The organism is Streptomyces griseus subsp. griseus (assembly GCF_000720255.1).
GTDB lineage: Bacteria > Actinomycetota > Actinomycetes > Streptomycetales > Streptomycetaceae > Streptomyces > Streptomyces griseus_I.
In genome coordinates this window covers 155,708-178,322 of the sequence record NZ_JOJE01000007.1, presented here as the reverse complement: position 1 = coordinate 178,322, position 22,615 = coordinate 155,708, and the positions used below count along the sequence as shown (strand labels likewise).

The following is a 22,615-nucleotide window of genomic DNA, read 5'->3' as shown; positions in this document are numbered from 1 at the left end:
GACGCACCTACGGTGGGGGTATGTCCACCATCCTGCTCACCGGCGCCACCTCCGGGCTCGGCCGGTACGTCGCATTCGAACTGGTCCGCGCCGGTCACGTCGTTCTCGCCCACGGCCGCGACCCGGACCGCACGGAGCGGCTGGTCGAGGAGCTGCGGGCCGAGGGCACGGCCGAGGGGTTCGTCGCCGACCTGGCCTCGCTCGCGCAGGTGCGGGAGCTGGGCGCCCGGGTCGGCGCGGCGCACCCGGAGCTCGATGTGCTGGTCAACAACGCGGGCGTGGGGGCCGGGGCGCCGGGCTCGGGCCGCGAGGTGAGCGCCGACGGGCACGAGCTGCGGCTGGCGGTCAATTACCTGGCGCCGGTCGTGCTCACCCGTGCCCTGCTGCCGGTGCTCCGCGCGAATCCGCCGGCGCGGATCGTCAACGTGGGCTCGGTCGGGCAGGAGCCCCTCGCCTTCGACGATCCCGAGTACACCCGGGGCTACGACGGTTTCTCGGCGTACTGCCGCAGCAAGTTCGCGCTGGCCGCCCACACCTTCGACCTCGCGGAGGAGTCCGCGGGCACCGGTGTCTCGGTGAACGTGTTGCATCCGGCGACCTTCATGGACACGGCGATGGTCCGCGAGGGCGGTGTCACGCCGTGGAACTCGGTCGCCGACGGTGCGCCGGGGGTCCTGGCGCTCGCGACGCGGGAGTCGGGCACGGGCCGCTTCTTCGACGGCACGCGTCCGGCCCGGGCGCACGGGGCGACGTACGACCCCGCGGTCCGCAAGCGGCTGGCGGCGGTGACGAACCAGCTGCTCGCCATGTGACGGCCGAGTACACCTAGCGCAGCCCCCGTCCCGTCTCCAGTACCTCGCGGGCGTGGGCCACCAGGCCGTCCGCGCCGCAGGAGCGGGCCAGGGTCAGGCCTCGCTGGATCTCGGGGACCGAGCGGGAGACGATGCCGTACTCGACGCGGGCGGCGGCGTGTTCGTACTGGCAGGGGGAGGCCTCCAGGTAGGCGACGGCCTGGGCGGCGAGACGGACGGCGCGCTGGCCGGTCTCCAGGGCGGCGGCGCAGCGCAGGGCCTCGCCTATGGCGGTGTCGGTGCCGAAGCGCTCGGCCTGCCGCCGGACGTCGGCGGCGAGGCGGGCGGCCCGCTCCGGGTCCTCGACGGCCAGGGCGCGGGCGAGGTCGACGGCGCAGGGGACGAGGACCGTGTTGTGGTGGCCCCGGGCGGCGGCCGCCTTCTCGGCGGCCTCCAGTTCGTTGATGCCGTCCTGCGTCCGGCCGACGGCGAGCAGCAGGCGGCCGCGCACCGAGCGGGGGTCGGGCAGCACGATGGTCGACGGGTACGGGGGTGCGAAGCCGTACTGCTCGGCGACCCGCCACGCCTCGTCGACATGACCGCGGGCGAGCAGCGTGTCGACCAGGTTGCAGGTAGCGGTCCAGTACAGGGGCAGGCCGCGGCCGATGCGTTCGGCGAGGCGCAGCGACTCGCGCAGGGAGGTCTCGGCCTCCCTCAGGCGGCCCCGTCTGCGGTGCCCGAGGCCGACGTAGGCGTGGGCGAGCGCGATGTGGCCGCCGCTCCAGCCGGCCGACTCGTAGCTGCGCAGGGCCTCCGTGTAGAGGGCCTCGGCGCGGTCGAGCCGGTCGGTGTAGGCGTAGGAGTTGGCGAGCATCAGCAGCAGCTCGATGCCCCACTCCATGTCGGTCCAGCCGAGGCCGGGCGCGAGTCGGCCGTTGACGAGGGCGCGGTCGCAGAGTTCGACGACCTCCTCGGCGTTCTCGCCGTGGGTCATGGCGTCGAAGGCGCGCAGGATGAGCAGGGCGCGCTCGGAGTTGTCGCGGCCGGTGCAGCCGCCGGCGAGTTCGGCGAGGCGTGCGGAGCGGCCGGGCGAGGTGGCCTCGCCAGCGTGGATGCCCTCCCACATGTACTGCACGGCCTGGAGCCGCAGCCGGGCGGGGCCCTCGGTGTGCCGGGCGGCCTCCGACTCCACGGTGCGGACGGCCTCCTCTATCTGGTCGTTGTGCAGGAGCGCCTGGGACAGGCGGAAGACCGCGTCGACGCGTTGGGGGCCGTCGAGGCCCGGCATGGCGAGCGCGGTCTGGAGGTGCCCGATCGTCCTGGAGGGCGCGGTGAGCAGGGTGGCGCAGCCCAGTTCGTAGAGCACCTGGGCGTGGGCGTCGGGCAGGGGCGGTTCCAGCAGGGCGCGTTCCAGGCAGCGGCGGGCCGCGTCGGGGGCGCCGACGGCGAGGTGCTCGCGGGCGGCCTCGCGCAGCTGCTCGACGAGTTCGTCGTCGTCGTCCGGGTGGACCTGGAGGAGGTGGCGGGAAGCGGCCGCGGCCCCGCGTCCGGAGTCGGTGACGACCTGGGCGGCTATGCCGTGCATGGCGGTGCGCAGGGCGTCCGGGATGGAGTTGTAGACGGCGGTCGCGATCAGTGGGTGGACGAACTCCAGGGCGCCGTCGTCGGAGCGGCCGGCCGCCAGGTCCGGCCCGGTGAGGATGCGGGCCTGGCACAGGAGTTCGGCGCAGCGGTCGGCGTCGTCGGCGCTCATCCCGGCGAGCTGGGCGACGAGGTCGACGGAGATGTCGGCGCCGAGGATGGCGGCCGCCCAGGCGAACCGGGTGGCGTCGATGCCGAGTTCTTCCAGGCGGGCGACGAGTCCGCCGCCGCGGGCCGACTTGTTCAGGGGACGCAGTTCGGCGGCGGAGGACTCGGCCGGTTCCAGCTCGCTGTCCCGCACCTTGGCGAGGAGTTCGACGGTCTCGTAGGGGTTGCCGCCGGTGACGGCCCAGACCTCGCGGCAGAACGGGGCGTCGGCGTGCTCGCCCAGGGTGCTGCGGGTGAGTCCGGCGACGGCGTCCGGGGTGAGGGCGCTGAGAGTGGCCACGGGGCCGCCCGCGGCGGCGGCGACCGCGTCCAGGTGGCGGGCACTCTCGCCGCTGACCTCGCCGGGTCTGCGGGCGACGACGACGAGGACGGACAGGTCGTCGAGGCGTTCGGCGAAGGCGGCGAGCCAGCTCAGGGTCTCCTGGTCGGCCCAGTGCGCGTCGTCGATCAGCAGGACGAGTGGGAAGTAGCGCTTGGCCAGTCGGCGGACCGCGGCGACCAGGCCGTCGCACACGCCCTGCGGGTCGGCCCGGCGCTCGCCGGGTTCGGTGATGCCGAGGGCGGGTCCGGCGATGTCGAACCAGTCCCCGAGGTACTCGCGGGCCTCCTCCGGCATCAGCGAGACGAGAGCGGGTTGCAGTAACTGCCGTACGACGTTGAAGGGGACTGACCTGAGCGTCTCGCCGCCGCGGGCGGACCACACCGTGCAGCCGCGTGCCTCGGCGATCCGGCGGGTCTCGGTCAGCAGCGCGGTCTTGCCGAGTCCCGACTCGCCGCGGAACACCAGCAGGCTGCCCGAAGACGACCGGTCGGCGCAGAGTGCCTCGACCGCCCGCTCGACGGCCGACACTTCCTCGTCGCGCTCCCACAGGGAGGCCGAGGCGGCCGCGCCGGGCCGTACCTCCGTCATCCCGTTACCTCCCCAAGTCGCCCGAACGACGTACGACCTTGAGCGTAGCCCTCTGAAGACGCAAGCGGAGGCCGCTGGGACCACCTGTTGCCGCGAGGGGTGAAGCGGGCGGGGAACAGAGAAGGGGGACGGGCCTGCGCGGGCGCGGGGAGCGTCAACTTGGGGAAGGCTTCACCGAATTGACGTGAACCCCTTTCCGGAGCCCGAGGTGATCGACTCCGGGGCACGGGACCGCGGCGAAGCGCGGCTCCGCCGCCTGGGTGCGAGCACCCCCACTGGCTCATCGCCGGGCCCTCTCATCCCGCTTTCACGCACGCCTCATACCGTAAAGGTATGACGCAGGTGACTCCTCCCGGGTGGTACCCCGATCCCGGACAGACGAATGACGCCCCCGCCACCGAGCGGTGGTGGGACGGCAGGGCATGGACGGACCAGACCCGTATCGCGGGCTCGCCCGCCTCATGGGGTCCCCCGGTGCAGCCGCCGGCCACCGGGGCTCATCCGGCATACCAGGCCTATCCCCCCTACCCCGGCGCGCCTCCGGCCCCCGGGCCGCGCCGCGCCGTGCGCAACGGCATTGCCGTGGCCGCGGCCGCCGTCGTCCTCGCGTGCATCGGCGTGGGGGTGTACGCCCTGTCCGGCAACGGCGACTCGGGCGGCGGCACGGCCAACTCCCAGCGGGCCCCGGGCGGCCCTGGCGGGCCCGGCGGCGGCCAGGGCGGCGGCGGTTCCGACGGCGGACAGGGCGGCCCCGGCGGTGGCTCGGGAGGGGGCGGCCAGGACGGTGGGACCCCCTCGCCGGGCCGGTCCGAGGCTCCGAAGATCGAGAGCGGTTCGGTCAGCGACCCGATCAGCGGGATCAGCATCCCCATCCCGGACGGCTGGTACGGCCAGCAGGCCGGCGTGGGCGCGCAGGTCACGTCGAAGGACTCCTACGACTGCCCGGGCGACACCTCCAAGTCCTGCACGAAGGGCGGCGCGTACTCCGCGCCCGCCGAGGCACTGGGCACCCGCGGCAGCACGCCCGAGGAGGTCGCCAAGGCGGACATCTCGGCCAACGCCGAGGAGTCGTACGGCGGCACCACCTACGGGAAGATCACCTCGCACGAGGTGCTCGACTCCAAGGCGGTGACGGTGGCCGGCCAGAAGGGCTACCTGGTCCGCTGGAAGGCGGTCACGAGCAAGGGCGCGGACGGCATCGTCGAGTCGCTCGCCTTCCCCTCACCCGCCAACTCCAAGCTGCTGGTGGTGGTCCGCTTCGGCGTGGACGCGGACACGAAGGAGACCGTGATCGACACGATCACGAAGGGCATCGAGGTGTCGAAGGGCGGCGGCAGCGGCCAGAACGTCTGAGCCGCCCCCGGCCGGGACGCACATGAGCCGGCCGGGTGGGGCGCCCCTCCGCTCAAGAGGAGCCCCACCCGGCCGGGGGGTGCGCGCCGCCCCCGTCCCCACGGTGCGGCGCGAACAGGCCGCCGTCCGGTCATCCCACGGACGGTGGCCTGGGTCTATCGGAGTCCGAGCGCCGGGAGCACCACGACTTCCACGAATCGGACGAGGTAGTCCGGGTCGGCGTACTCGCCGTCGAGAATCGGCCGGGCCCGCACCAGACCCAGCAGTTGGGTCGGAATGTACTCCAGCGCCGGATGGTCCGCGGGGACCTCGCCGCGCTCGACACCCCGCCGCAGCATGTCCCGCAGCGCGGCGATCTCCGGATCGACGAGCGCCTCGCGCAGCGCCCGTGCGAGCTCCTCGTCCTGGGTGACGGCGTGGCCGAGCGCCTGGAGCAGCTTGGTGTCGCTGTCCGACCAGCGGCCCGCGGCCCGCGCGGCCTCCCGCAGATCCTCCGCGAGTGATCCTGTGTCGATGCCGACAAGACGGGAGCGGCGACGGGAGCGCAGTGCGGCCACCACGAACTGCGGCTTCGTCTTCCACTGCCGGTACAGCGTGGACTTGCTGCACTTCGTGGTGGCGGCGACGCCCTCCATGGTGACGGCGTCGTAGCCGCACTCCCGGAGTTGTTCGATGAGGGCGTCGAAGAACTCCTGTTCGCGTTCAGGCGTGATTTTGGAGCGGCGCGAGGCGGCGACCGTCCCCCGGTCGTCCGCGGCCTGCGACGTCATCAGCTGTCTCCTCGGTCGAGTGGGGCTCGAGGCTTCCCACCCAGCGTGTCCTACGTCAATCGATACGCCAGTGTACCGGTACAGATCCGTATCGGTACACTTACGTTTCGGTACTATATCGTTTCGGTACCCCACCGTATCGGTACTTCATCGTATCGGTACACTAACGTATCGGTACGCAACCGTATCGATGACGACCGCACGGGTCACAAGCCCGTCAGGCGCCACAGAACGCACCACCGTCAGCAAGGGGGCCTGGGGATGAACGCCCGCACCGAGCCTGTGGCGGCGGAGGCCGACGCGACAGCGCGGCCGCCGCTCGTCCGTGAGCTCCTGCTCGTCGCAGGACTCTTCCTCGTCTACAAGCTCGGCCGGCAGCTGGCGACGGGCCACACCGCCGAGGCCTTCCACAACGCCCACCGCGTGTGGGACCTGGAACGGGCCGTCCACCTGCCCGGCGAGGGCGCGGTGCAGTCCTGGCTGCTGCACGGCGACACCCTGGCGCACCTGGCGAACACCTACTACGCGACCGTCCACTTCCCGGCCACCGCGGCCTTCCTCATCTGGCTCTACCTGCGCCGCCCCCTCCACTACGTCTGGGCCCGCCGCGTGCTCGCGGCCGTGACCGCCGCCGCGCTCCTGGTGCATCTCGCGTTCCCGCTGGCCCCGCCGCGCATGCTCGCCGCGACCGGACTGATCGACACCGCGCGGGTGTACGGCCCCTCGGTGTACGGGCCGCCGCAGACCGACCACCTCTCCAACCAGTTCGCCGCGATGCCCTCGCTGCACTTCGGCTGGGCCCTGATGGTGGCGATCGGCCTGATCGTCGCCACCCGGTCGCGGTGGCGGTGGCTGTGGCTGCTGCACCCGCTGGTGACGCTGCTGGTGATCGTCGGGACCGCGAATCACTACTGGCTGGACGCGATCGTCGCGGGGGCCGTCCTCGGACTCGCCCTCGCGGTGATCCTCCCCCAGACTTCGTCCGGGGGGACCCCCATCTCGCTTCGCTCGCCGCACCGCACGGCCACGACGGCCGGACGCGTGCCGCGCCGGCTGGCGCCGGCCGAGGAGAACGCCCTGGTCGGAGCGGGCCGATGAACGCCACCCTCGTCGCCGTGGTGCTGTCCCTGTTCTCCGCCGTCGCCTACGCCGCCGCGGCCGTCGCCCAGGAGCGGCTGGCCTCCCGCGACCCGGGCCGGGGGACACTGCGGCTGCTGGCGTCCGGCGCCTGGTGGTGGTCCGTCGGTCTCAACGCCGGCGCCGCGCTGCTGCACGTCGTGGCCCTCAGGTACGGTCCGCTCACCGTGGTCCAGCCGCTCGGCGCGCTCACCCTCGTCGCGGCGGTGCCGCTGGGCGCGCGCGTCGCGGGGCGGCGGGTGACCGGGGCCGAGTGGCGGGGCACCGCGTACACGCTGGCCGGCCTGGCCGCGATCCTGGTCACGGCGTCCGGATCGGCGCCCGACGAGGTGCTGAGCGTGCCGGAGTCGCTGACCGTGGCCGCGGTGACGGCGGGGCTGATCGGGCTGCTGGGGCGGCCCGGGGCCCGGCCGGGCCTGCGGCACGCGACCGCGTCCGGCTTCGCCTCCGGTGTCGCCTCGGCGCTCACACAGACGGTGACGGTGGCGGCGACGGACCGCTCGGGCCCGCTGCTGAGCGTGCAGGTGGTCGGGGTGGCGCTGCTCGTCGCGGCCTTCGCCACCGGCGGGCTGCTGCTGTCGCAGACCGCCTACCGGGGTGGTCTGGGCGCGCCGCTCGCGGTGGTGACGCTGGCGAACCCGGTGGCCGCCGCGGTGATCGGCCTCACGCTGCTGGGCGAGCGGCTCCAGGGCGGCGCGGCGGGCGTGCTCCTGGCGCTGGCGGGAGCGGGCCTGGCCTCCTGGGGCGTGGTGCTGCTGTCGCGGGCGACGCCCGAGCCCGCGTACGAGGAGGAGCACCCGGTGGCCGCGGTGCTGGCACTGAGGCCCGAGTCGGCCTCGCCGGAACCGGCGCTGCTGCCCCGGCCGGCGTCGGAACCGGGGCATCTCACACCGCTGTAGAAGGTGCAGAGCGGTCAGCCGAGACCACGCGCGTCCTGCTTCAGCGCGGTGTCGACGGTGAGCGCCGTGGCGACGACCAGGCTCAGCAGCGGCTCGGGCAGCTGGTAGTGGATCTGCAGGACGTAGTTGTCGGCCGTGGTGAACAGCGTCTTGGCCAGGCCTTCCCAGGTCTTGGTGATCCGGGCGACCTCGTTGTCAGCGTGGTCGACGATCGCGAAGTTCCACGCCCGCCAGTTCTCCGCCTTGATGGCGCCGACCTGGTGACCGCCCGCGTGCATCGCGAAGTTGATCTTCCCGAAGACGTTCTGCTGGACGATCTCGCCGACCGGCTGACCGTCCGGACGCTCCACGACCACCCGGGACTTGAATATCTTCCGCGGCCGCGTCAGCTTCAGCACCGGCTGACCGTAGGCGTCGCGGATCTCCAGCTTGTGCGTCATGTACTGGTCGAGGCTGAAGAGGACACGCATGATCTTCTTCAGGGCGCTCTGCCCGACCTGGACGACCGCGCCGATCTCACGGCCGTGCTGATCCATGACCTTGTACTCGTTGGTCACCTCGATCAGCTTGGCCTTCTGGTTGACGACCAGCACCGGCTCACTGAAGAGGGTGCCGCCGCCGGAGCCGCCCGCGGCGACCCCGGCCTGCTGCTGCACCTGACGCTGCACGCGCGGGTCGGGGCCGGCGGGCTGCTGGGGCACGTGCTGAGCCGCCGCGCCCTGCTGCTGGTTCGCGTCGGTGTGCAGGGTCCACTGCGCTCCGTCCCAGTAACGGAGTGTCCGGGGCGCTCCGTGCGGGTCGGGATACCAGCCAGCAGGAGTGTTCGATTGCGTCGTCACCGGGGCACACTATCCCGACCCCACCTGGACCTGACCAGCCCCGGCGATCCGGCATGGTTCAGCCTTTACCCGGCGGCGATCGCCGGGTCACTCACCCCTGGCTTCCCGTTCTCGACGTGCCCGGCGAAGCGCCGCAGGAAGCCCGGTTGGGCGTCGGCGGTGACCGTCAGGTCGTACCAGCGCGCGCTCGCGGCGAGGTCGACGGTGTGCCGGACGGTGGCGCCGGGCCGGACCGTGAAGGTCCTGGTCGCGCCGCCGTAGCCGCAGGCGACCTTCAGCCGCACCGGGCCCGAGCCCCGGTTGGTGAGGGTCAGTTGGATGTCGTCGCCGGTGTGCCGCGCGGTGACCTCGGGTCCGGCGGCCTTGCCCGGGCCCTCGAAGACGCGCAGGAAGCCGTTGGGGCCGTGCACGGTCAGGTCGTACCAGCCCTTGGAGTACGAGGAGTTCCAGGTGTCGGCGACGGTCTTGCCGGCTTCGGTGGTGTAGGTCCAGGGGCCGTCGGTGCGGTTGCCGGAGGTGACGAGGAAGGCGGCGCCCGCCTTGGGGCCCGAGGCAAAGGTCAGGGTGAGCCTCCCGGCCGCCGGGTCCGCCGAGGCGTCCACGTAGGGGGCGTACCTGAGGGGACGGGAGGGGCGCACTCCCCGTTCCTGCTTGGGCAGGACGGGGTTGGCGGGCGGGGTCGGCACGTAGTCGGGATGGCGGTCGCGGTCCGGCGGCCGGTAGCCGTCGGTGGCGGGCAGGGCGGCCGGCCGGGTGTCCTTGCGGGAGAAGTCGAAGGCGGTGGTCAGGTCGCCGCACACGGTCCGCCGCCATGGCGAGATGTTGGGCTCGTGGACGCCGAAGCGGCGCTCCATGAACCGGATGATCGAGGTGTGGTCCAGGGTCTCGGAGCAGACGTACCCGCCCTTGCTCCAGGGCGAGAGGACCAGCATCGGCACCCGCTGGCCGAGCCCGTAGGGGCCTGCGACGTGACCGGAGTCCCCCTTGAACAGGTCGGGGCCGACGTCGACCGTCGACTTGCCCTGCGCCCCGGAGGCCGGTGGGAAGGGCGGGATCAGGTGGTCGAAGAAGCCGTCGTTCTCGTCGTACGTGAGGAACAGGGCCGTCTTCGCCCACACCGCCGGGTCGGAGGTGAGCGCGTCCAGGACCTGGGCGACGTACCAGGCGCCGTAGTTGGCGGGCCAGTTGGGGTGCTCGGTGAAGGCCTCGGGGGCGACGATCCAGGAAATCTGCGGCAGCCTGCCGCCCTTCACATCGGCCTTCAGCTGGTCGAAGTAGCCCTCGCCCTTGCGGTAGTCGGTGCCGGTGCGGGCCTTGTCGTAGAGGGGGTCGCCGGGCTGGGCGCCCCGGTACTGGTTGAAGTAGAGGAGCGAGTTGTCCCCGTAGTTGCCGCGGTAGGCGTCCTCGATCCAGCCCCAGCCGCCTTTGGCGTCCAGGCCGTCACCGACGTCCTGGTAGATCTTCCAGGAGATCCCGGCCTTCTCCAGGCGCTCGGGGTACGTCGTCCAGCCGTAGCCCACCTCGTCGTTGCCGAGGACCGGGCCGCCGCCGGTGCCGTCGTTGCCGGTGTACCCCGTCCACATGTAGTAGCGGTTGGGGTCGGTCGAGCCGATGAACGAGCAGTGGTAGGCGTCGCAGACCGTGAAGGAGTCGGCGAGGGCGTAGTGGAACGGGATGTCCTGGCGGGTCAGGTACGCCATCGTCGTGGAGCCCTTCGAGGGGACCCACTTGTCGTACTGGCCCCCGTTGAAGGCCGCGTGTCCGTCGTTCCAGCCGTGCGGGAGGTCCTGGAGGAACGCCATCCCCAGGTCGTCGGCGTCGGGGTGGAAGGGCAGTACGTCCTTGGTGCCGTCGGGCTGGTGCCAGACCGTCTTGCCGTTCGCCAGGGTCACCGGGCGCGGGTCGCCGAAGCCGCGGACGCCTCTCAGCTTGCCGAAGTAGTGGTCGAAGGAACGGTTCTCCTGCATCAGGACGACGATGTGCTCGACATCCTCGATCGACCCCGTGCGGTGGTTCGCGGGCAGCGCGGCCGCGCGCTCGATGCTGTTCGACAGCGCCGTGAACGCCGTGGTGGCGCCCGCGAGTTGGAGGAATCGGCGCCGGTTGACGTCGGGGCTGGCTTCGGACATGGCTGGGGTGACCTCTCGCCTGGAGGATGTGCGACCGGCCGGATCGTTACGGAATGCGCGCGGAAGGAGTGTTCCAGGAGCACCAAACGTCAGGGAAGGGTCTGATGGCGCCGGTGTGAAAGTCATGGGTACGGCAGGTGTGCCGGACCGGCGTCGGGGGAGGGTGCGCTCATGACGGAGACGCAGCCCGCCCCCACGCCGACGAAACGGCCCGTACGACAGCTCCTCGCCGCCTCCGTGGGCAACGCCGTGGAGTGGTACGACTGGTACGCCTACACGTTCCTCGCCACCTACATAGCTTCCGCGGTCTTCCCCGAGGGCGCGGACAACTCGCTGGTGCCGCTGCTCTCGACGTTCGCCGTCTTCGCGGTCGGCTTCTTCATGCGGCCGGTCGGCGGACTCCTCATGGGCGCGATCGCCGACCGGCACGGACGGCGCGCCGCGCTCACGGTGACCATCCTGCTGATGGGCGGCAGCAGTCTGCTGGTCGGGCTGACCCCGACGTACGCCGCGGTCGGCGTCGCCGCGCCGGTGGTGCTGGTACTGGCCCGGCTGCTCCAGGGTCTGTCGGTGGGCGGCGAGTTCGCGGCCTCGACGACCTTCCTCGTGGAGTCGGCGGGACCGGGCCGGCGCGGGCTGTTCTCCAGCTTCCAGTACGTGTCGACGACCGTCGGGCAGCTCGTCGCCTCCGGCATCGCGACCCTGCTCGTGGACACGCTCGCCGAGGGGCAGATGAACGGCTGGGGCTGGCGCGTCCCCTTCGTGCTCGGTGCCGTCCTCAGTCTGGTCGGCTTCTGGATCCGGCAGGGCGCGCAGGAGACCCGCAGCGAGGAGCAGACGGAGGCGCCGCGTCCGGCCCTGCTGGAGGCGCTGCGCCGGCATCCCCGCGAGTCCCTGCTGATCTGCGGGATCACCGCGGGCGGCACCATCGCGTACTACACCTGGACGTCGTACCTGCCGACGTACGCCGAACTCAACGTGGGCATGGCCAAGTCGGACGCGCTGCTCGCCGGCACGATCTCGCTGGCCTTCTTCGGTCTGCTCCAGCCGCTCGGCGGCCTGCTCTCCGACCGCTTCGGCCGTCGTCCGCTGCTGCTGTTCTTCGGGCTGGGCTTCGCCCTGTTGAGCGTGCCGCTGCTGCACGCCCTGACCGACTCCTTCGCCGTCCTGCTGCTGGTGCAGTGCGCGGGCATGGTCCTGCTGACCGGGTTCACCTCGATCAGCGCGGCGGTGAACGCGGAGATCTTCCCGCCCCGGGTGCGGGCGGCGGGCATCGGCTTCCCCTACTCGCTGACCGTGGCACTGTTCGGCGGGACGGCCCCGTACGTGGGCACGCTGTTCAAGGAGTGGGGGCACTCCGGGCTGTTCCCCTGGTACGTGGCCGCGCTGTGCCTGGTGTCGACGCTGGTGTACCTGCGGCTGCCGGAGACCGCCCGCGCCGAACTGGCGCGATGAAGCCCTGACCTGCGGTGCGAGACGGCGGAGTGACGCACCTCATAGGGCCGTGAGCAAATTTTCCCGCTTCCTGTGATCAGTCGGCGCAACCGATCCGTATTTCTCTGCGTCCGTCGTCACTTCACGCCAGGGAGCAGTCATGCGCATTTCACGGACCAAGGCGGGAACCGTCTTCGTGATCGGCAGCCTGACACTGACCATCACCGCTCTCGCCTATCCCGCCATGCTCGGCCTGCAGAACACCAGCTCCGCCCAGGACCGTGTCATCGCCAACACGCGGTACGGGCCACTCACCGAGCAGGACCGCGACTTCGTGGTCAAGGTGCGCGCGGCGGGGCTGTGGGAGTACCCGCTCGGTGAGATCGCCATGCAGAAGGGCAGCACGCCGGAGATGAAGGAGGCCGGTGCGCACCTGATCGTGGGACACGCGGGCCTCGACGAGCTGTGCCGCAAGGTCGCCCCCGAGCTGGGCATCACCCTGCCCAACCAGGCGAGCCCGCAGCAGCAGCAGTTCGTGCAGACCTCGCAGGCCGCCAACGGCAGGGAGTTCGACCAGGTCGCGTCGAACATCATGCGGGTGACGCACGGCCAGATCTTCCCGACGATCGCGAAGATCCGCGCCAACACCAAGAACACGCTCGTCCGCGAGCTCGCCGACCTCGCCAACGACACCGTGCTGGACCACATGACCGTGCTGGAGAAGACCGGGTCGGTCAACTTCGAGCAGACGGTCTTCCAGCAGACCACCCCGCCGAAGCTGCCCGCGGACCAGATGACCCCCCCGCCGCCGCAGCCCGGCGCGCCGATGGTCGTCCTGACCCCGCGTCCGGACCTGAACATCCAGACCAGCACCCCGAAGCCGACGGGCTCGGCGGCCCCCGCCCCGGCCGCGACCCCGACCGGGGGCTGACGCGGGGCCGCGCCCGAGTGTCCGACGCGGCCCTTACCGGGCCGCGTCGCACAAGGGCTGACGTCCGAGGCCCCGCCTGCCTCCGTCAGCCGACTCTCACAGGGCCCGAGGGCCTGCGCCCGCCCGCATCCGGCCTTCCTCAGTCCGCCTCCGTCCGGGAGCGGCGGGCATAGGCGCGGGCCGCGCGGGCGCGGTCGCCGCAGCGGGTGGAGCACCAGTGGCGGCGACCGTGCCGCAGCAGGAAGCGAGTGCAGGGCGTGGAGCCGCAGGCCGTGAGCCGTTCGGCGTCGGGCCCGGTGAGCAGGTCGGCGGCGTCGGCGGCGAGGACCGCGAGGGCGTGGTCGACGACCTGCGTGGTGGGGTGGGAGGCCGCGCGGTACAGACCGCGGGCCGGATCCCAGTGCAGCAGCGAGGCCGCGGGCGCACGGGTCAGCGCCTCGTTGACGGCGGCGAGGGCGCTCGGCGGAGCGGGCCGGCCCTCGACCCGGGAGGCGATCAGCGCCCGGATCTGTTCGCGCAGCGACCGCAGTTGCGCCGCGCACACCTCCCGCAGCCCGGCGTCCGCCGGAGCGAGTCCGCGTTCGACGAGCCAGCGACTCGCGGCGTCCGGGGTGCCGAGGAGATCGACGAAGTGACCGCCGGGCAGGGCGAGGCTGCTGTTGGCGAAGTCGAGAGCGGGGTACCGCTCGGCCCCTGGAGCGGGCTCGGGCCGCGCAGCTTCCGGCACGGCTTCTCGCACGGTTTCCTTCACGGTTCTCATGATATGGCTTGCCGTCATCCGTGAGAAACGACTACCTTCATCTCACGGATGGCCCACCCTTCAACCGTGAGGTGTTTCTGTGATGTCTGCTGTCGGCACGCCCGAAGAGCACGTCCCGGTCCAGGTCCTCGGCGGCCCCACCGCCCTCATCACCTACGGCGGGCTGAGGTTCCTCACCGACCCCACCTTCGACGAACCGGGCGACTACCCCTTGCCCGGCGACCTGGTCCTGACCAAGACCGCGCCGTCCCCCGTGGCTCCCGGCGACCTCGGCGCCGTCGACGCCGTGCTGCTCTCCCACGACGAACACCCCGACAACCTCGACCACTCCGGCCGGGCGTTCCTCGCCCACGTACCCCTCACCCTCACGACGACCGGCGGAGCGGCGCGTCTGGGCGGCACCGCGCGCGGTCTCGCGCCCTGGGAGTCGACCGACCTGCGGCGCCCCGACGGAGGCGCCGTGACCGTGACGGCCGTGCCCGCGCTGCACGGCCCCGAGGCCCTCGGCACCGAACGCGTCGAGGCGGTCTCCGGCAAGGTCGTCGGATTCGTCCTCACCTCCGCCGACCTGCCCACCGTGTACGTCAGCGGTGACAACGCCTCCCTCGGCCTGGTCAAGGAGATCGCCGCGCGGTTCGGACCGGTCGACACCGTCGTCCTCTTCGCCGGGGCGCCACGCCTGCCCCTCTTCGACGACGGACTGGTCGTCATCGACAGCGCCCAGGCCGCCGAGGCCGCCGAGCTCCTCGGCGCCCGCCGAGTGGTCCCCGTCCACTGCGACAGCTGGGCGCACTTCACGGAGAGCCGCGAGGACGTGGTGGCCGCCTTCACCGCGGCGGGGCTGGCCGACCGGCTGCAGCTGGGCTGAGCGCACCCGCTCAACAGCCGGACGCGATGGGAACGTAGGCGGCCGCGATCCGGTACACGCCCGGACCCCGCACCGTCAGACGCGTGAACCCACCCAGCTCGCGCAGGCAGCCGCCCACCGTTCGCAACCACGGCGAGTAGGCGATCCGCACGGTCACCGAGCCGGCGCGCGGCATCCGCACGGACAGGTCGGCGCTCGAGGTGCGCAGCACGGTCGCGGGCGCCGAGACCAGGGGTACGGCGTCCCGCACCCGGTACACCCGCCAGTGCGGGTCGCTCCACACCGGCTCCAGCCACCCGGGCCGGCCGCGCACCAGACGGGCCTCGGCGGCCCCGTACCGGTCGGGCTCGGCCGACGGCAGCACCACGAAGCCGACGGCCCAACGGTCGATCCACGCCCGGTAGTTGGACTCGGTGAGCGTCCCGTCGTAGAAGAGGCGGCCGCGCTCCACGTCCAGCTGGGTGTTCCAGCCGCGCGCCAGGTTGACGTACGGGGAGAGCAGGGCGGCCTCGCGGTGGTCGGCGGCCGGGACGGCCTCCACGCGGGCGCGGTCGGCGCCCATCCGCTGCAACGCCCGTACGACAGCGGGCGAGTCGGCAGCCCACGCGGGGACCTCGGCCGAGCCGCGCAGGAACGTGAGCGGCGTCCCGGATCCGAGCCACGCCAGGGACGCCACGAGCGCCACGGCGATCGCGGCGCGACGGTACCGCCGGCTCCGCTCCACGGTGAGCAGGGCGGCGAGCAGCACGGCGGGCGCGAACAGCAGCGCGAACCGTTCCACGTTGGTCCCTATCGGCGAGGCGATCAGGTACGTCAGTCCGACACCCGCCGCGTACACGGCGCCGCCCCACCGCACCACCCGCCACTCCCGCGGTGCCAGTACGGCGACCGCCAGGCCGAGCAGTCCGGGCCAGAGCATCCGCGCCGCCGGCATCGGTTGCTCCCCGGAGTACGGGAAGAGCAGCGTGGTCGCGGCCACCACCAGGAACGGCGGCACCAGGAGCGCGGTGGCCCGCGCCCGGTCCCGGACGAGACCGTGGGCCGCGCCCGCCACCGTCAGGAAGAGCCCGGCCACCGGACTGGCCGCCGTCGCGAGCACCGCGTACCCCGTCGCGATCCCCACCCGCCGCTCCCCCACGAGCACCAGACAGGCCGCGAGAGCGAGGGCGACCCCGAGCGCGAACGTCTCCCGTCCCGCCGCGACGTTGCACCACAGCCCGAACGCCCCGAGCAGCGCGGGCCCGAGCGGACGCCGGACCCCGCACCGCACCAGCAGGACGGCGGCCAGCCAGCCGCCCACCAGGCCGGACGCGACGGCGACGGTCCGCACGCCGAAGGCGCCCATCAGATACGGCGAGATCACGCTGTAGTTGGCCATGTGCAGCCCGCCGAACCAGAACAGGCCGTACGCCGAACCGCCGTGCTCCGCCGCGAAGCGCGCCCAGGTCTCCTGGGCCGCGAGATCACCGCCGCCGGTGGCGCGGAAGAACGCCCAGGCGAGGTACAGCGGAAGCATCGCCGCCGTGGCCCACAGCGGGACACACCATCGGCGGACCACCGCCCGGAGTCGGCGGCGGGGCGCCTCGCCACCGGGCGGGGCAGCGTCGCGTGCCGGGGCTCCTGCCGACTCGACAGCGCCTGTCATAGGGGCGGCCTCTCCGTCTTTCAGAGGGGTCGGCGGCCCGGTTCGCGCTGGACACGGGGCGAAGGGACAGGCGCCGAGAAGCGTTCCCTGCCGATTCTTGATCGCGGCCGCCGTGGCGGACATCGGCCGTTCGGCTGAAGGAACCGGCGGAGATCGCGTGCGTGCCGTCCTCATGACCGAGGGAGCGGGCCATGGTGCCCGCACCGCGTCCTCACACCGTGAGCCGCCACCCCTCCGACGGCTCGTCGCCGTCCGGCACCAGGCCGTCGAGGAGTTCGGCCGCGGCCCTGGCCCAGGTGCGCTCCCGCGCCATGACGACGCGTACGGTGTCGGCGTCGGTGAAGGCGGCCCCGGGGCGCTGGAGGACGGCCGCCACGGCGGAGCCCCAGCGCACGGTGTCGCGTTCCGGTTCGTCCGTCACCGGCAGGACGGTGCGCGGGAGGAGCTCCTCCGGCAGGCACTCCTTGAGCAGCTCACCGAGCCCGCTCCGGCGGCTGATCAGTACGGGCACACCGTGGACGATGGCCTCCAGGCCGACGAGGCCGAACCCCTCCGCCCGCGACGGCATGAGCACCAGGGTCGCGAGGCGCAGTTCGTGGTCGAGGCGCTCCCTGTCGGTCGTGAACGGCCGGAGCACGAGATTGAGCGAGGGCCGACCGGCCCACTCCAGGATTTTCCGGTACAGCTCGTCGGCCTGACCCTGGGTGACCCCCCGGACCATGAGCCGTACCTCGGGCTCGTCCGGGTCGCGCAGTGCGAGGGCATGACCGACCGCCCGGGCCGCGAGATCGAGCCCTTTGACCGCGTCGTCCTCCATGCGTCCCGTGAGGAGGATCCGCGGCGGCCCCGGGACCGGCTCGCGCGGCCGGACCAACGGACTGTCGAAGCCCGGATCGAGCCGCAGCGGCCGGGGCACCTCCGGCCACGCCGAGAACTCCTGGACGCACAGGCCGTGCAGCCGGGGGCCGACAGCCACCACCCGCGTCGCGCCGCGCCCCAGCTCCAGGTCCGTCCACTTGCGGTCCTCGGCCCGGGCGTGGAGGTCGACGCCGCGCATCGCCTTCTTGTACCGGTCCGACTCCTCGGGCCAGTCGTGGACGAGGTGGAGCCGGGCCGCGCCCGCGAAGTTCTGCTCCGCCTGGACGAAGGCGGCCGGTCCGGACACACGGCCGTGGCCGATGACCACGTCCGGGGGCAGACCGCCCGGGAGGACCGGCTTGCGCATCAGCAGGTCACGCCCCGAGGCACCGGGGAGCGGAGGTGCGGGGACAAGCCGTACCTGGCCGGCGTCGTCGATCTCCTTCCTGGAGGTCGACGGAAGCAGGCAGAACACCTCGTGGCCCGCCTCGGCCAGCGCCCGGCACAGTGACCGGTTGAGGGCGCTGATCCCGCCCTTGGCGGGAAACCACTCGTCGGCGACCGCCAGGATCCGCAGCCGTCGCCGACGCGGTGCGGCGGGCACGACGCTCGCCTCTCGCAAGGAACCCCGGAACACGCGGGGCGCGGCCGCCGTGCCGAGCTCACCGGTCGCACCGGGGCCCTCGCTCGGGCGCGGGCCCCCGGCACTGGCCTTCTCCATCGCCGTGACCAGCTCGATGAGTTCGTCCAGATCCACCTCGTGCCGCAGATGCCCGGGCAGGCCCTCCCACAGCTCCCGGACCTGCTCCCGGGAGTCGAGCCGGGCCCGCAGCACGGCGAGCACCAGTTGCTCCCTGGTGTCCACCCGCACCCGGTCGACGTCGAAGAGGAACGGTGTCAGCGCCACCAGGACCAGGTCCGCCGTGCCGTGCACGCCGGCCCGCTTCAGAGCGGTCACCAGCAGCGCGGAGGCGAGCACGGTCCTGAACCGCGGGGCGGGGATGCGGATCCACCGACCGCCGCCCCGCATGGTCAGGGGTTCGTCGAGCTCGTCGTCGAGGCCGAGCCGGAGCATCCCGTCCACGCCGTCCCGGCCGGCGCCCTCGGTCAGGCCGAGCTCTGTGAGGAGACGGTCGATGTGTTCGTCGTCGACGGTCACCTCTCCGTCGGCACCGGTCAGGGGCGCGGTGAGGGACAGCAGGTCGATGGTGTCAGGCATGGGTACGTCCGCCCTGTTGGTCGATGATCCACCAGGCACTCACGACGTGCTGGACGGCCGCGTCGATGCCCGGCAGCAGCTCGGTGAACGCCTCCGGCCGGTGCTCGGCCTGTTCCGGTCCGAGCGAGGTCAGCCAGCGCTGCGTGTACTGGCGTCCGGCCTCGCCGGTCAGCTGGAACCAGACGATGCCCGGCAGCACGCTGACGGTGTACGAGAACAGGTGCAGTTTCCGGTCCCCGTCGACCTCGGAGCGCATCCAGGTCACCTGCGCCTGCTGCTGGAAGGTGTGCACGAGTTGGGACACGATCGGCAGGTCCGCCAGCGCGTGGATCGTGTCGATGCCGTCGGAGCGGGCGGTTCCCGGCGCGTCCGTGAGGCTGGCGGCGGTGCTGAGGCAGACCACCGGCAAGGTGAAGGCCTTCACGGCCTCCGCGGGGTTGTCGGTCTCCAGCAGCCCCAGCCGGGCCACGGCCCGTCCGTCGGAGTCGTGGCCGGCCGCCTGGAGAGCGACGACGAATCCCTCGCGTTGTTCCAGGGCGTTGGGGCGCGCGAACTGGCGGGCCAGCAGGTCCGCCCGCGCCCAGACGAGCAGGACGTGCTTGCCCAACCGGTCGTGGTGGCGCGCGAAGTCCGCCGCGCGGGCGGCGATCTCCGACTGGGGGACGATCTCCAGCGGCAGGGGCCCGGTGTCGTGGAGGCGAATGCGCTCCCGCTGGTGTTCCTCGATGTCGTCGGGAACCGGATCGCGGACGGTGTCCAGCTCCATACGGGCACGCAGCTCGGGACTGAGCCGCCCGACATCCTCGAACAGGTCGTCGATCAGGGCCCGTACGGGAGCCGTTCGCAAGGTGGGCAGGCCCTGGCGGGTCAGGCAGTCGGCCACCTCGTCGAAGAAGACGCCGAGTTCGTCCGGGCCGGAGTGCGGGCCGAGGCCCTGGGCCCCGAACTGTGGCAGGTCGAGGGCGAGGATCGTCTCCAGCCGGGCGTCGGGCCGGGCGTCCGGGGCGTTGAGGTCACGCGTCCGGACGGCCTCGAATCCCCCGGTGTACGCCACTTCGAGGGCGGCCGGTGCCATCGCCGCCCGCAGCAGGGCGTCGATGCGGAACCGGCCGGTCCCCCAGTCCAGTCCGCCGAGCAGCCGCCGGCCCCGGTCGAAGTGCCGCCGGTAGGCGGAGCCTTCGTCGAGGAAGCGCAGGGCGGCGGTGTCGTCCCCGATGGACAGGGTCGTGGCGTAGGTCTCGTGCACGAGCCGGGACGACTCCCGGCAGAAGCGGAACAGCAGCCTCAGCCGCTCGGCCAGGACACCGAGCCGGGAGAGGTCCGCCGAGAAGCGGGCCACCAGGCCCCAGGGCGTGGTGTGCTGGAGTTCGTGGTGCAGTCGCTCGTGGAGCGAGACGACGACCTGTTCGTCGCGGTCGGTGAGCGCGGTCGCGTGCAGTGTCCAGGACTCGATGCCGTCGTAGGCACCGAGCACGTCGGACACATCACCACGAGCACACCAATAGGACGATTCATCAGTGGACACAGAGGCAGCGTAACCGACGGCGCCGCCCCAACTACGGCCCGGCGAAGAGGAGATACTGTCCGCCCCCCGACGCCCTACGGCGTCGTCGTCACTCGTGCTCGTGCGCCGCCGCCTGCTTGATCGCTTCACGGATCCTGGAGTACGTACCGCAGCGGCAGACGTTCTCGATGCGGTCGATGTCGGCGTCGGTCGGGCGGGCCGTCCGCTTCAGCAGGGCCGCCGCGGCCATGATCTGGCCCGGCTGGCAGAAGCCGCACTGCGCCACGTCGCGGGCCAGCCAGGCCTGTTGGACGGGGTGCAGCTTCTCACCGTCGGCCAGGCCCTCGATCGTGGTGACCTCGCGGTCCACGCAGTCGGCGACGGGGACGACGCACGGCTGGATCTCCACGCCGTCCAGGTGGCTGGTACAGGCCCGGCAGACGCCGACCCCGCAGCCGTACTTGGGTCCGGTGACGTTCAGCAGGTCCCGCAGCACCCACAGCAGGGGCATGTCGGCCGGTGCCTCGACGGTGACGGGCTTCCCGTTGAGCACGAAGGAGTAGGACGGCATCGGGACCTTCTCTAGAAGTTGATCGGGAAGCGTCGGGGCTTGGTTCCGGTGGCCCGGGCGTAGGCGTTGGCGACGGCACCGGCGGCGGCCGGCACCCCGAGTTCGCCCGCGCCGCCCGGTTCCCGTCGCGAGGGCATGATGTGCGCCTCGAACCGCAGCGGGGCGTTGCGCTGGCGGGCGTAGTGGAAGTCGGCGTAGCTGCTCTCGCGGACGGCGCCGCGGTCGATGTGCAGGCCGGCCGTGAGGATGGTGGAGATCCCGTCGATGGCGGTGCCCATGAGCTGGGCCTCGAGGCCGCGCGGGTTGACGGCCGTTCCGACGTCCGCCGCCATCACCACCTTGGTCACCCGGGGCTTCTTGGGGTCCCTGGCGTCGATCTCGACCAGGCAGGCCACGCAGGAGCCGTACTCCTCGTGGACGGCCACGCCCTGCGCCCGGCCCGCGGGCAGGGCGCGGCCCCAGTGCCCGGCGGCCGCGACCTTGTCGAGCACCGCTTTGACGGCCTTGCTCCGCAGTGTCGTACGCCGGAAGGCGACCGGGTCCTTGCCCAGGCTCCTGGACACCTCGTCCACGACGATCTCCTCCGCGGTCCGCGACGTGCCGGAGTCCACCGACCGCCAGGCCCCGAGCGGGATCGCCAGGTCGACGGAGCCGCCGTCCCCGCCGACGCGGCCGAAGTTGTACAGGCCGCTGTCGCTGGGCAGCGGCCCGCCGGCACGCGCGAGGGCGGAGGTCGCCCCGCCCTGCGGCGCGAGGACGGGGGCCGGCCCGCCCTGGGCGGACAGCCCTTGCCCGTCGTACGACTCGCTCACCGAGGCCGTCGAGTGGGTGAACGCCACCACCCTGCCCCCGGCGTGGCTGGCCCGGATCCGGTGATGGCTGGCGGGGCGCATCCTGCCGTGCCGGATGTCGTCGGCGCGGCTCCACATCAGCTTGACCGGCCGACGTGCCGCCTTCGAGATGAGGGCCGCCTCGATGGCGGCGTCGTGGTTGAGCCGACGGCCGAAGGAGCCACCGCCCCGCACGACATGGACCCGTACCTTCGACGCGGGCAGTCCGACCGCCGAGGCGATGGCCTCGCGCGCGTCCATCGGTGTCTGGGAGGCGAACCAGATCTCGGCCCGAGCGGCCCGCACGTCCGCCACCGCGGTCAGCACCTCCATCGGGGCGTGGCTGACGAAGGCGAACTCGAACTCGCGCTCCACCTGCGTCGATCCGCGTGGCGGCGCGGGGAGCCGGGGGACGGCGGCCCGCAGCCGGGAGCGGATCGCGGCGTCGGACAGCGACGCCAGGGGGCCCGGGGCCCAGGTGATCCGCAGGGCGTCCCTGGCCTTGAAGGCGTGGTGGAAGGAGTCCGCGACGACGGCGACCCCGCCGGCGACCTTGACGACGGCGTGCACGCCGGGCATCGCGCGGGCCGCGCGGTCGTCGACGGAGACGATCTTCCCGCCGAGCGTCGGCGGCCGCGCCACCACCGTCGGCTTAGCCCCCGGCACCGTCAGGTCCCCGGCGTACTCGGCCTTGCCGGTGACGATGTCCCGGGCGTCGATCCTGGTCGTCGGCTTCCCGATCACACGGTGCCGGGACGCCGGCTTCGGGTTGCTCGACACGGCGGGCCGCTGGATCCCGGCGGCGCTCGCCGTCAGCGAGCCGAACGTGGCGGAACGCCCGTCCGGCGCGATCACCCTCGTGTTCCAGGTGCGCAGGGACCGCGCGGGAAGATTCCAGCGCCGGGCCGCCGCGGTCACCAGCTTGGCACGCGCGGTGGCGGCGAGCTGCCGGGCCGGGCCGTACAGCGAACTGACCGAACTCGAACCGCCGGTGTACTGGTTGCCCTTGGTCCGGGCCTCGGCGAGCGGGATCTCCACGTCGACGAGCCGCGCGTCCAGCTCCTCGGCGATCATCATCGCGACCGCGGTGGTGACCCCCTGCCCGACCTCGACACGCGGCAGCCGTACGACGACCTTGTTGGCCTCGGTGACCTCGAGGACCAGCATCTCCTCGTCCGCCCCGGTCACCAGGACGTCAGAGGCCTTGCGGGCCCGTTCGACGCCCTCCGCGGGTTCCGCGTCACAGCCGAGGGGCGCGGCGACGGTCAACGTGGATGCCGCGAGCGAGTAGACCATGAACCTGCGGCGTGACAACTGGCCGGCCAACGGACGCTCCTCTCCGAGTTCCCGGACGTTCG

The 22,615-nt window shown here is 72.5% G+C and carries 17 protein-coding genes; 7 read left to right on the top strand and 10 right to left on the bottom strand.

All coding sequences use genetic code 11. The features are described from left to right. Positions 1 to 20 precede the first annotated feature (20 nt). Positions 21 to 812, top strand: coding sequence for an SDR family NAD(P)-dependent oxidoreductase (locus IG99_RS13390; protein ID WP_037673321.1), 792 nt, complete (start codon positions 21 to 23; stop codon positions 810 to 812). A gap of 13 nt (positions 813 to 825) precedes the next feature. Here IG99_RS13390 and IG99_RS13385 read toward each other — a convergent pair whose 3' ends face one another. Beyond that, positions 826 to 3,510, bottom strand: a complete 2,685-nt coding sequence (locus IG99_RS13385; protein WP_037673318.1) for an ATP-binding protein — start codon at positions 3,508 to 3,510, stop codon at positions 826 to 828. Between the two features lie 333 nt (positions 3,511 to 3,843). Between IG99_RS13385 and IG99_RS13380 the strand changes: the two genes are divergently transcribed. Beyond that, on the top strand, positions 3,844 to 4,863 hold the full coding sequence (locus IG99_RS13380; RefSeq protein WP_037673315.1) for a DUF2510 domain-containing protein: 1,020 nt from the start codon (positions 3,844 to 3,846) through the stop codon (positions 4,861 to 4,863). Positions 4,864 to 5,018: 155 nt separating this feature from the next. Here IG99_RS13380 and IG99_RS13375 read toward each other — a convergent pair whose 3' ends face one another. Continuing rightward, positions 5,019 to 5,633, bottom strand: a complete 615-nt coding sequence (locus IG99_RS13375; protein ID WP_037673313.1) for a TetR/AcrR family transcriptional regulator — start codon at positions 5,631 to 5,633, stop codon at positions 5,019 to 5,021. Between the two features lie 261 nt (positions 5,634 to 5,894). On the opposite strand from IG99_RS13375, the gene IG99_RS13370 reads away from it, so the two are divergent. Together IG99_RS13370 and IG99_RS13365 are read left to right on the top strand one after the other, a co-directional pair. Beyond that, positions 5,895 to 6,731 carry a phosphatase PAP2 family protein gene (locus tag IG99_RS13370; RefSeq protein WP_037673311.1) on the top strand — a complete coding sequence of 279 codons (837 nt, stop codon included), beginning with the start codon at positions 5,895 to 5,897 and terminating at the stop codon, positions 6,729 to 6,731. Further along, positions 6,728 to 7,669, top strand: a complete 942-nt coding sequence (locus tag IG99_RS13365) for a DMT family protein (protein WP_037673309.1) — start codon at positions 6,728 to 6,730, stop codon at positions 7,667 to 7,669. Before IG99_RS13370 ends, IG99_RS13365 begins: the two co-directional genes overlap by 4 nt. 14 nt (positions 7,670 to 7,683) lie before the next feature. Here IG99_RS13365 and IG99_RS13360 read toward each other — a convergent pair whose 3' ends face one another. Continuing rightward, positions 7,684 to 8,508 carry a phospholipid scramblase-related protein gene (locus IG99_RS13360; protein ID WP_037673307.1) on the bottom strand — a complete coding sequence of 275 codons (825 nt, stop codon included), beginning with the start codon at positions 8,506 to 8,508 and terminating at the stop codon, positions 7,684 to 7,686. Positions 8,509 to 8,573: 65 nt separating this feature from the next. After that, on the bottom strand, positions 8,574 to 10,637 hold the full coding sequence (locus IG99_RS13355) for a phosphocholine-specific phospholipase C (protein ID WP_037673306.1): 2,064 nt from the start codon (positions 10,635 to 10,637) through the stop codon (positions 8,574 to 8,576). A 171-nt stretch (positions 10,638 to 10,808) separates the two neighbouring features. On the opposite strand from IG99_RS13355, the gene IG99_RS13350 reads away from it, so the two are divergent. Both IG99_RS13350 and IG99_RS13345 read left to right on the top strand, forming a co-directional pair. Further along, entirely contained in the window at positions 10,809 to 12,092 is a 1,284-nt protein-coding gene (locus IG99_RS13350) for an MFS transporter (RefSeq protein ID WP_037673304.1), read from the top strand. Between the two features lie 139 nt (positions 12,093 to 12,231). Beyond that, entirely contained in the window at positions 12,232 to 13,002 is a 771-nt protein-coding gene (locus tag IG99_RS13345; protein ID WP_107055904.1) for a DUF4142 domain-containing protein, read from the top strand. A gap of 139 nt (positions 13,003 to 13,141) precedes the next feature. Here IG99_RS13345 and IG99_RS13340 read toward each other — a convergent pair whose 3' ends face one another. Then, positions 13,142 to 13,762, bottom strand: coding sequence for a CGNR zinc finger domain-containing protein (locus tag IG99_RS13340; protein WP_107055903.1), 621 nt, complete (start codon positions 13,760 to 13,762; stop codon positions 13,142 to 13,144). An 82-nt stretch (positions 13,763 to 13,844) separates the two neighbouring features. Between IG99_RS13340 and IG99_RS13335 the strand changes: the two genes are divergently transcribed. Then, positions 13,845 to 14,630: an MBL fold metallo-hydrolase gene (locus IG99_RS13335; protein WP_037673300.1), complete on the top strand. Its 786-nt coding sequence runs from the start codon at positions 13,845 to 13,847 to the stop codon at positions 14,628 to 14,630. A 10-nt stretch (positions 14,631 to 14,640) separates the two neighbouring features. Here the strand turns inward: IG99_RS13335 and IG99_RS13330 are convergent, their stop codons facing one another. The 5 genes from IG99_RS13330 to IG99_RS13310 form a co-directional block, all read right to left on the bottom strand. Further along, positions 14,641 to 16,275, bottom strand: coding sequence for a hypothetical protein (locus IG99_RS13330; RefSeq protein ID WP_037673298.1), 1,635 nt, complete (start codon positions 16,273 to 16,275; stop codon positions 14,641 to 14,643). Positions 16,276 to 16,486: 211 nt separating this feature from the next. Further along, positions 16,487 to 18,352 carry a glycosyltransferase family 4 protein gene (locus tag IG99_RS44170; RefSeq protein ID WP_051865326.1) on the bottom strand — a complete coding sequence of 622 codons (1,866 nt, stop codon included), beginning with the start codon at positions 18,350 to 18,352 and terminating at the stop codon, positions 16,487 to 16,489. Next, the gene (locus tag IG99_RS13320; protein WP_037673296.1) at positions 18,345 to 19,835 is read right to left on the bottom strand and encodes a hypothetical protein; all 1,491 of its coding nucleotides are present in this window, start codon (positions 19,833 to 19,835) and stop codon (positions 18,345 to 18,347) included. The genes IG99_RS44170 and IG99_RS13320 overlap by 8 nt, the downstream gene beginning before the upstream one ends. Before the next feature lie 130 nt (positions 19,836 to 19,965). Continuing rightward, positions 19,966 to 20,427: a (2Fe-2S)-binding protein gene (locus IG99_RS13315; protein WP_037673293.1), complete on the bottom strand. Its 462-nt coding sequence runs from the start codon at positions 20,425 to 20,427 to the stop codon at positions 19,966 to 19,968. A gap of 11 nt (positions 20,428 to 20,438) precedes the next feature. Beyond that, positions 20,439 to 22,553, bottom strand: coding sequence for a xanthine dehydrogenase family protein molybdopterin-binding subunit (locus IG99_RS13310; protein ID WP_037673565.1), 2,115 nt, complete (start codon positions 22,551 to 22,553; stop codon positions 20,439 to 20,441). Positions 22,554 to 22,615 lie beyond the last annotated feature (62 nt).

Coding starts and splice junctions, on each gene's coding strand:
- IG99_RS13390 (WP_037673321.1), top strand. CDS start 21: ATGTCCACCATCCTGCTCACCGGCGCCACCTCCGGGCTCGGCCGGTAC.
- IG99_RS13385 (WP_037673318.1), bottom strand. CDS start 3,510: ATGACGGAGGTACGGCCCGGCGCGGCCGCCTCGGCCTCCCTGTGGGAG.
- IG99_RS13380 (WP_037673315.1), top strand. CDS start 3,844: ATGACGCAGGTGACTCCTCCCGGGTGGTACCCCGATCCCGGACAGACG.
- IG99_RS13375 (WP_037673313.1), bottom strand. CDS start 5,633: ATGACGTCGCAGGCCGCGGACGACCGGGGGACGGTCGCCGCCTCGCGC.
- IG99_RS13370 (WP_037673311.1), top strand. CDS start 5,895: ATGAACGCCCGCACCGAGCCTGTGGCGGCGGAGGCCGACGCGACAGCG.
- IG99_RS13365 (WP_037673309.1), top strand. CDS start 6,728: ATGAACGCCACCCTCGTCGCCGTGGTGCTGTCCCTGTTCTCCGCCGTC.
- IG99_RS13355 (WP_037673306.1), bottom strand. CDS start 10,637: ATGTCCGAAGCCAGCCCCGACGTCAACCGGCGCCGATTCCTCCAACTC.
- IG99_RS13350 (WP_037673304.1), top strand. CDS start 10,809: ATGACGGAGACGCAGCCCGCCCCCACGCCGACGAAACGGCCCGTACGA.
- IG99_RS13345 (WP_107055904.1), top strand. CDS start 12,232: ATGCGCATTTCACGGACCAAGGCGGGAACCGTCTTCGTGATCGGCAGC.
- IG99_RS13340 (WP_107055903.1), bottom strand. CDS start 13,762: ATGAGAACCGTGAAGGAAACCGTGCGAGAAGCCGTGCCGGAAGCTGCG.
- IG99_RS13335 (WP_037673300.1), top strand. CDS start 13,845: ATGTCTGCTGTCGGCACGCCCGAAGAGCACGTCCCGGTCCAGGTCCTC.
- IG99_RS13330 (WP_037673298.1), bottom strand. CDS start 16,275: ATGACAGGCGCTGTCGAGTCGGCAGGAGCCCCGGCACGCGACGCTGCC.
- IG99_RS44170 (WP_051865326.1), bottom strand. CDS start 18,352: ATGCCTGACACCATCGACCTGCTGTCCCTCACCGCGCCCCTGACCGGT.
- IG99_RS13315 (WP_037673293.1), bottom strand. CDS start 20,427: ATGCCGTCCTACTCCTTCGTGCTCAACGGGAAGCCCGTCACCGTCGAG.
- IG99_RS13310 (WP_037673565.1), bottom strand. CDS start 22,553: ATGGTCTACTCGCTCGCGGCATCCACGTTGACCGTCGCCGCGCCCCTC.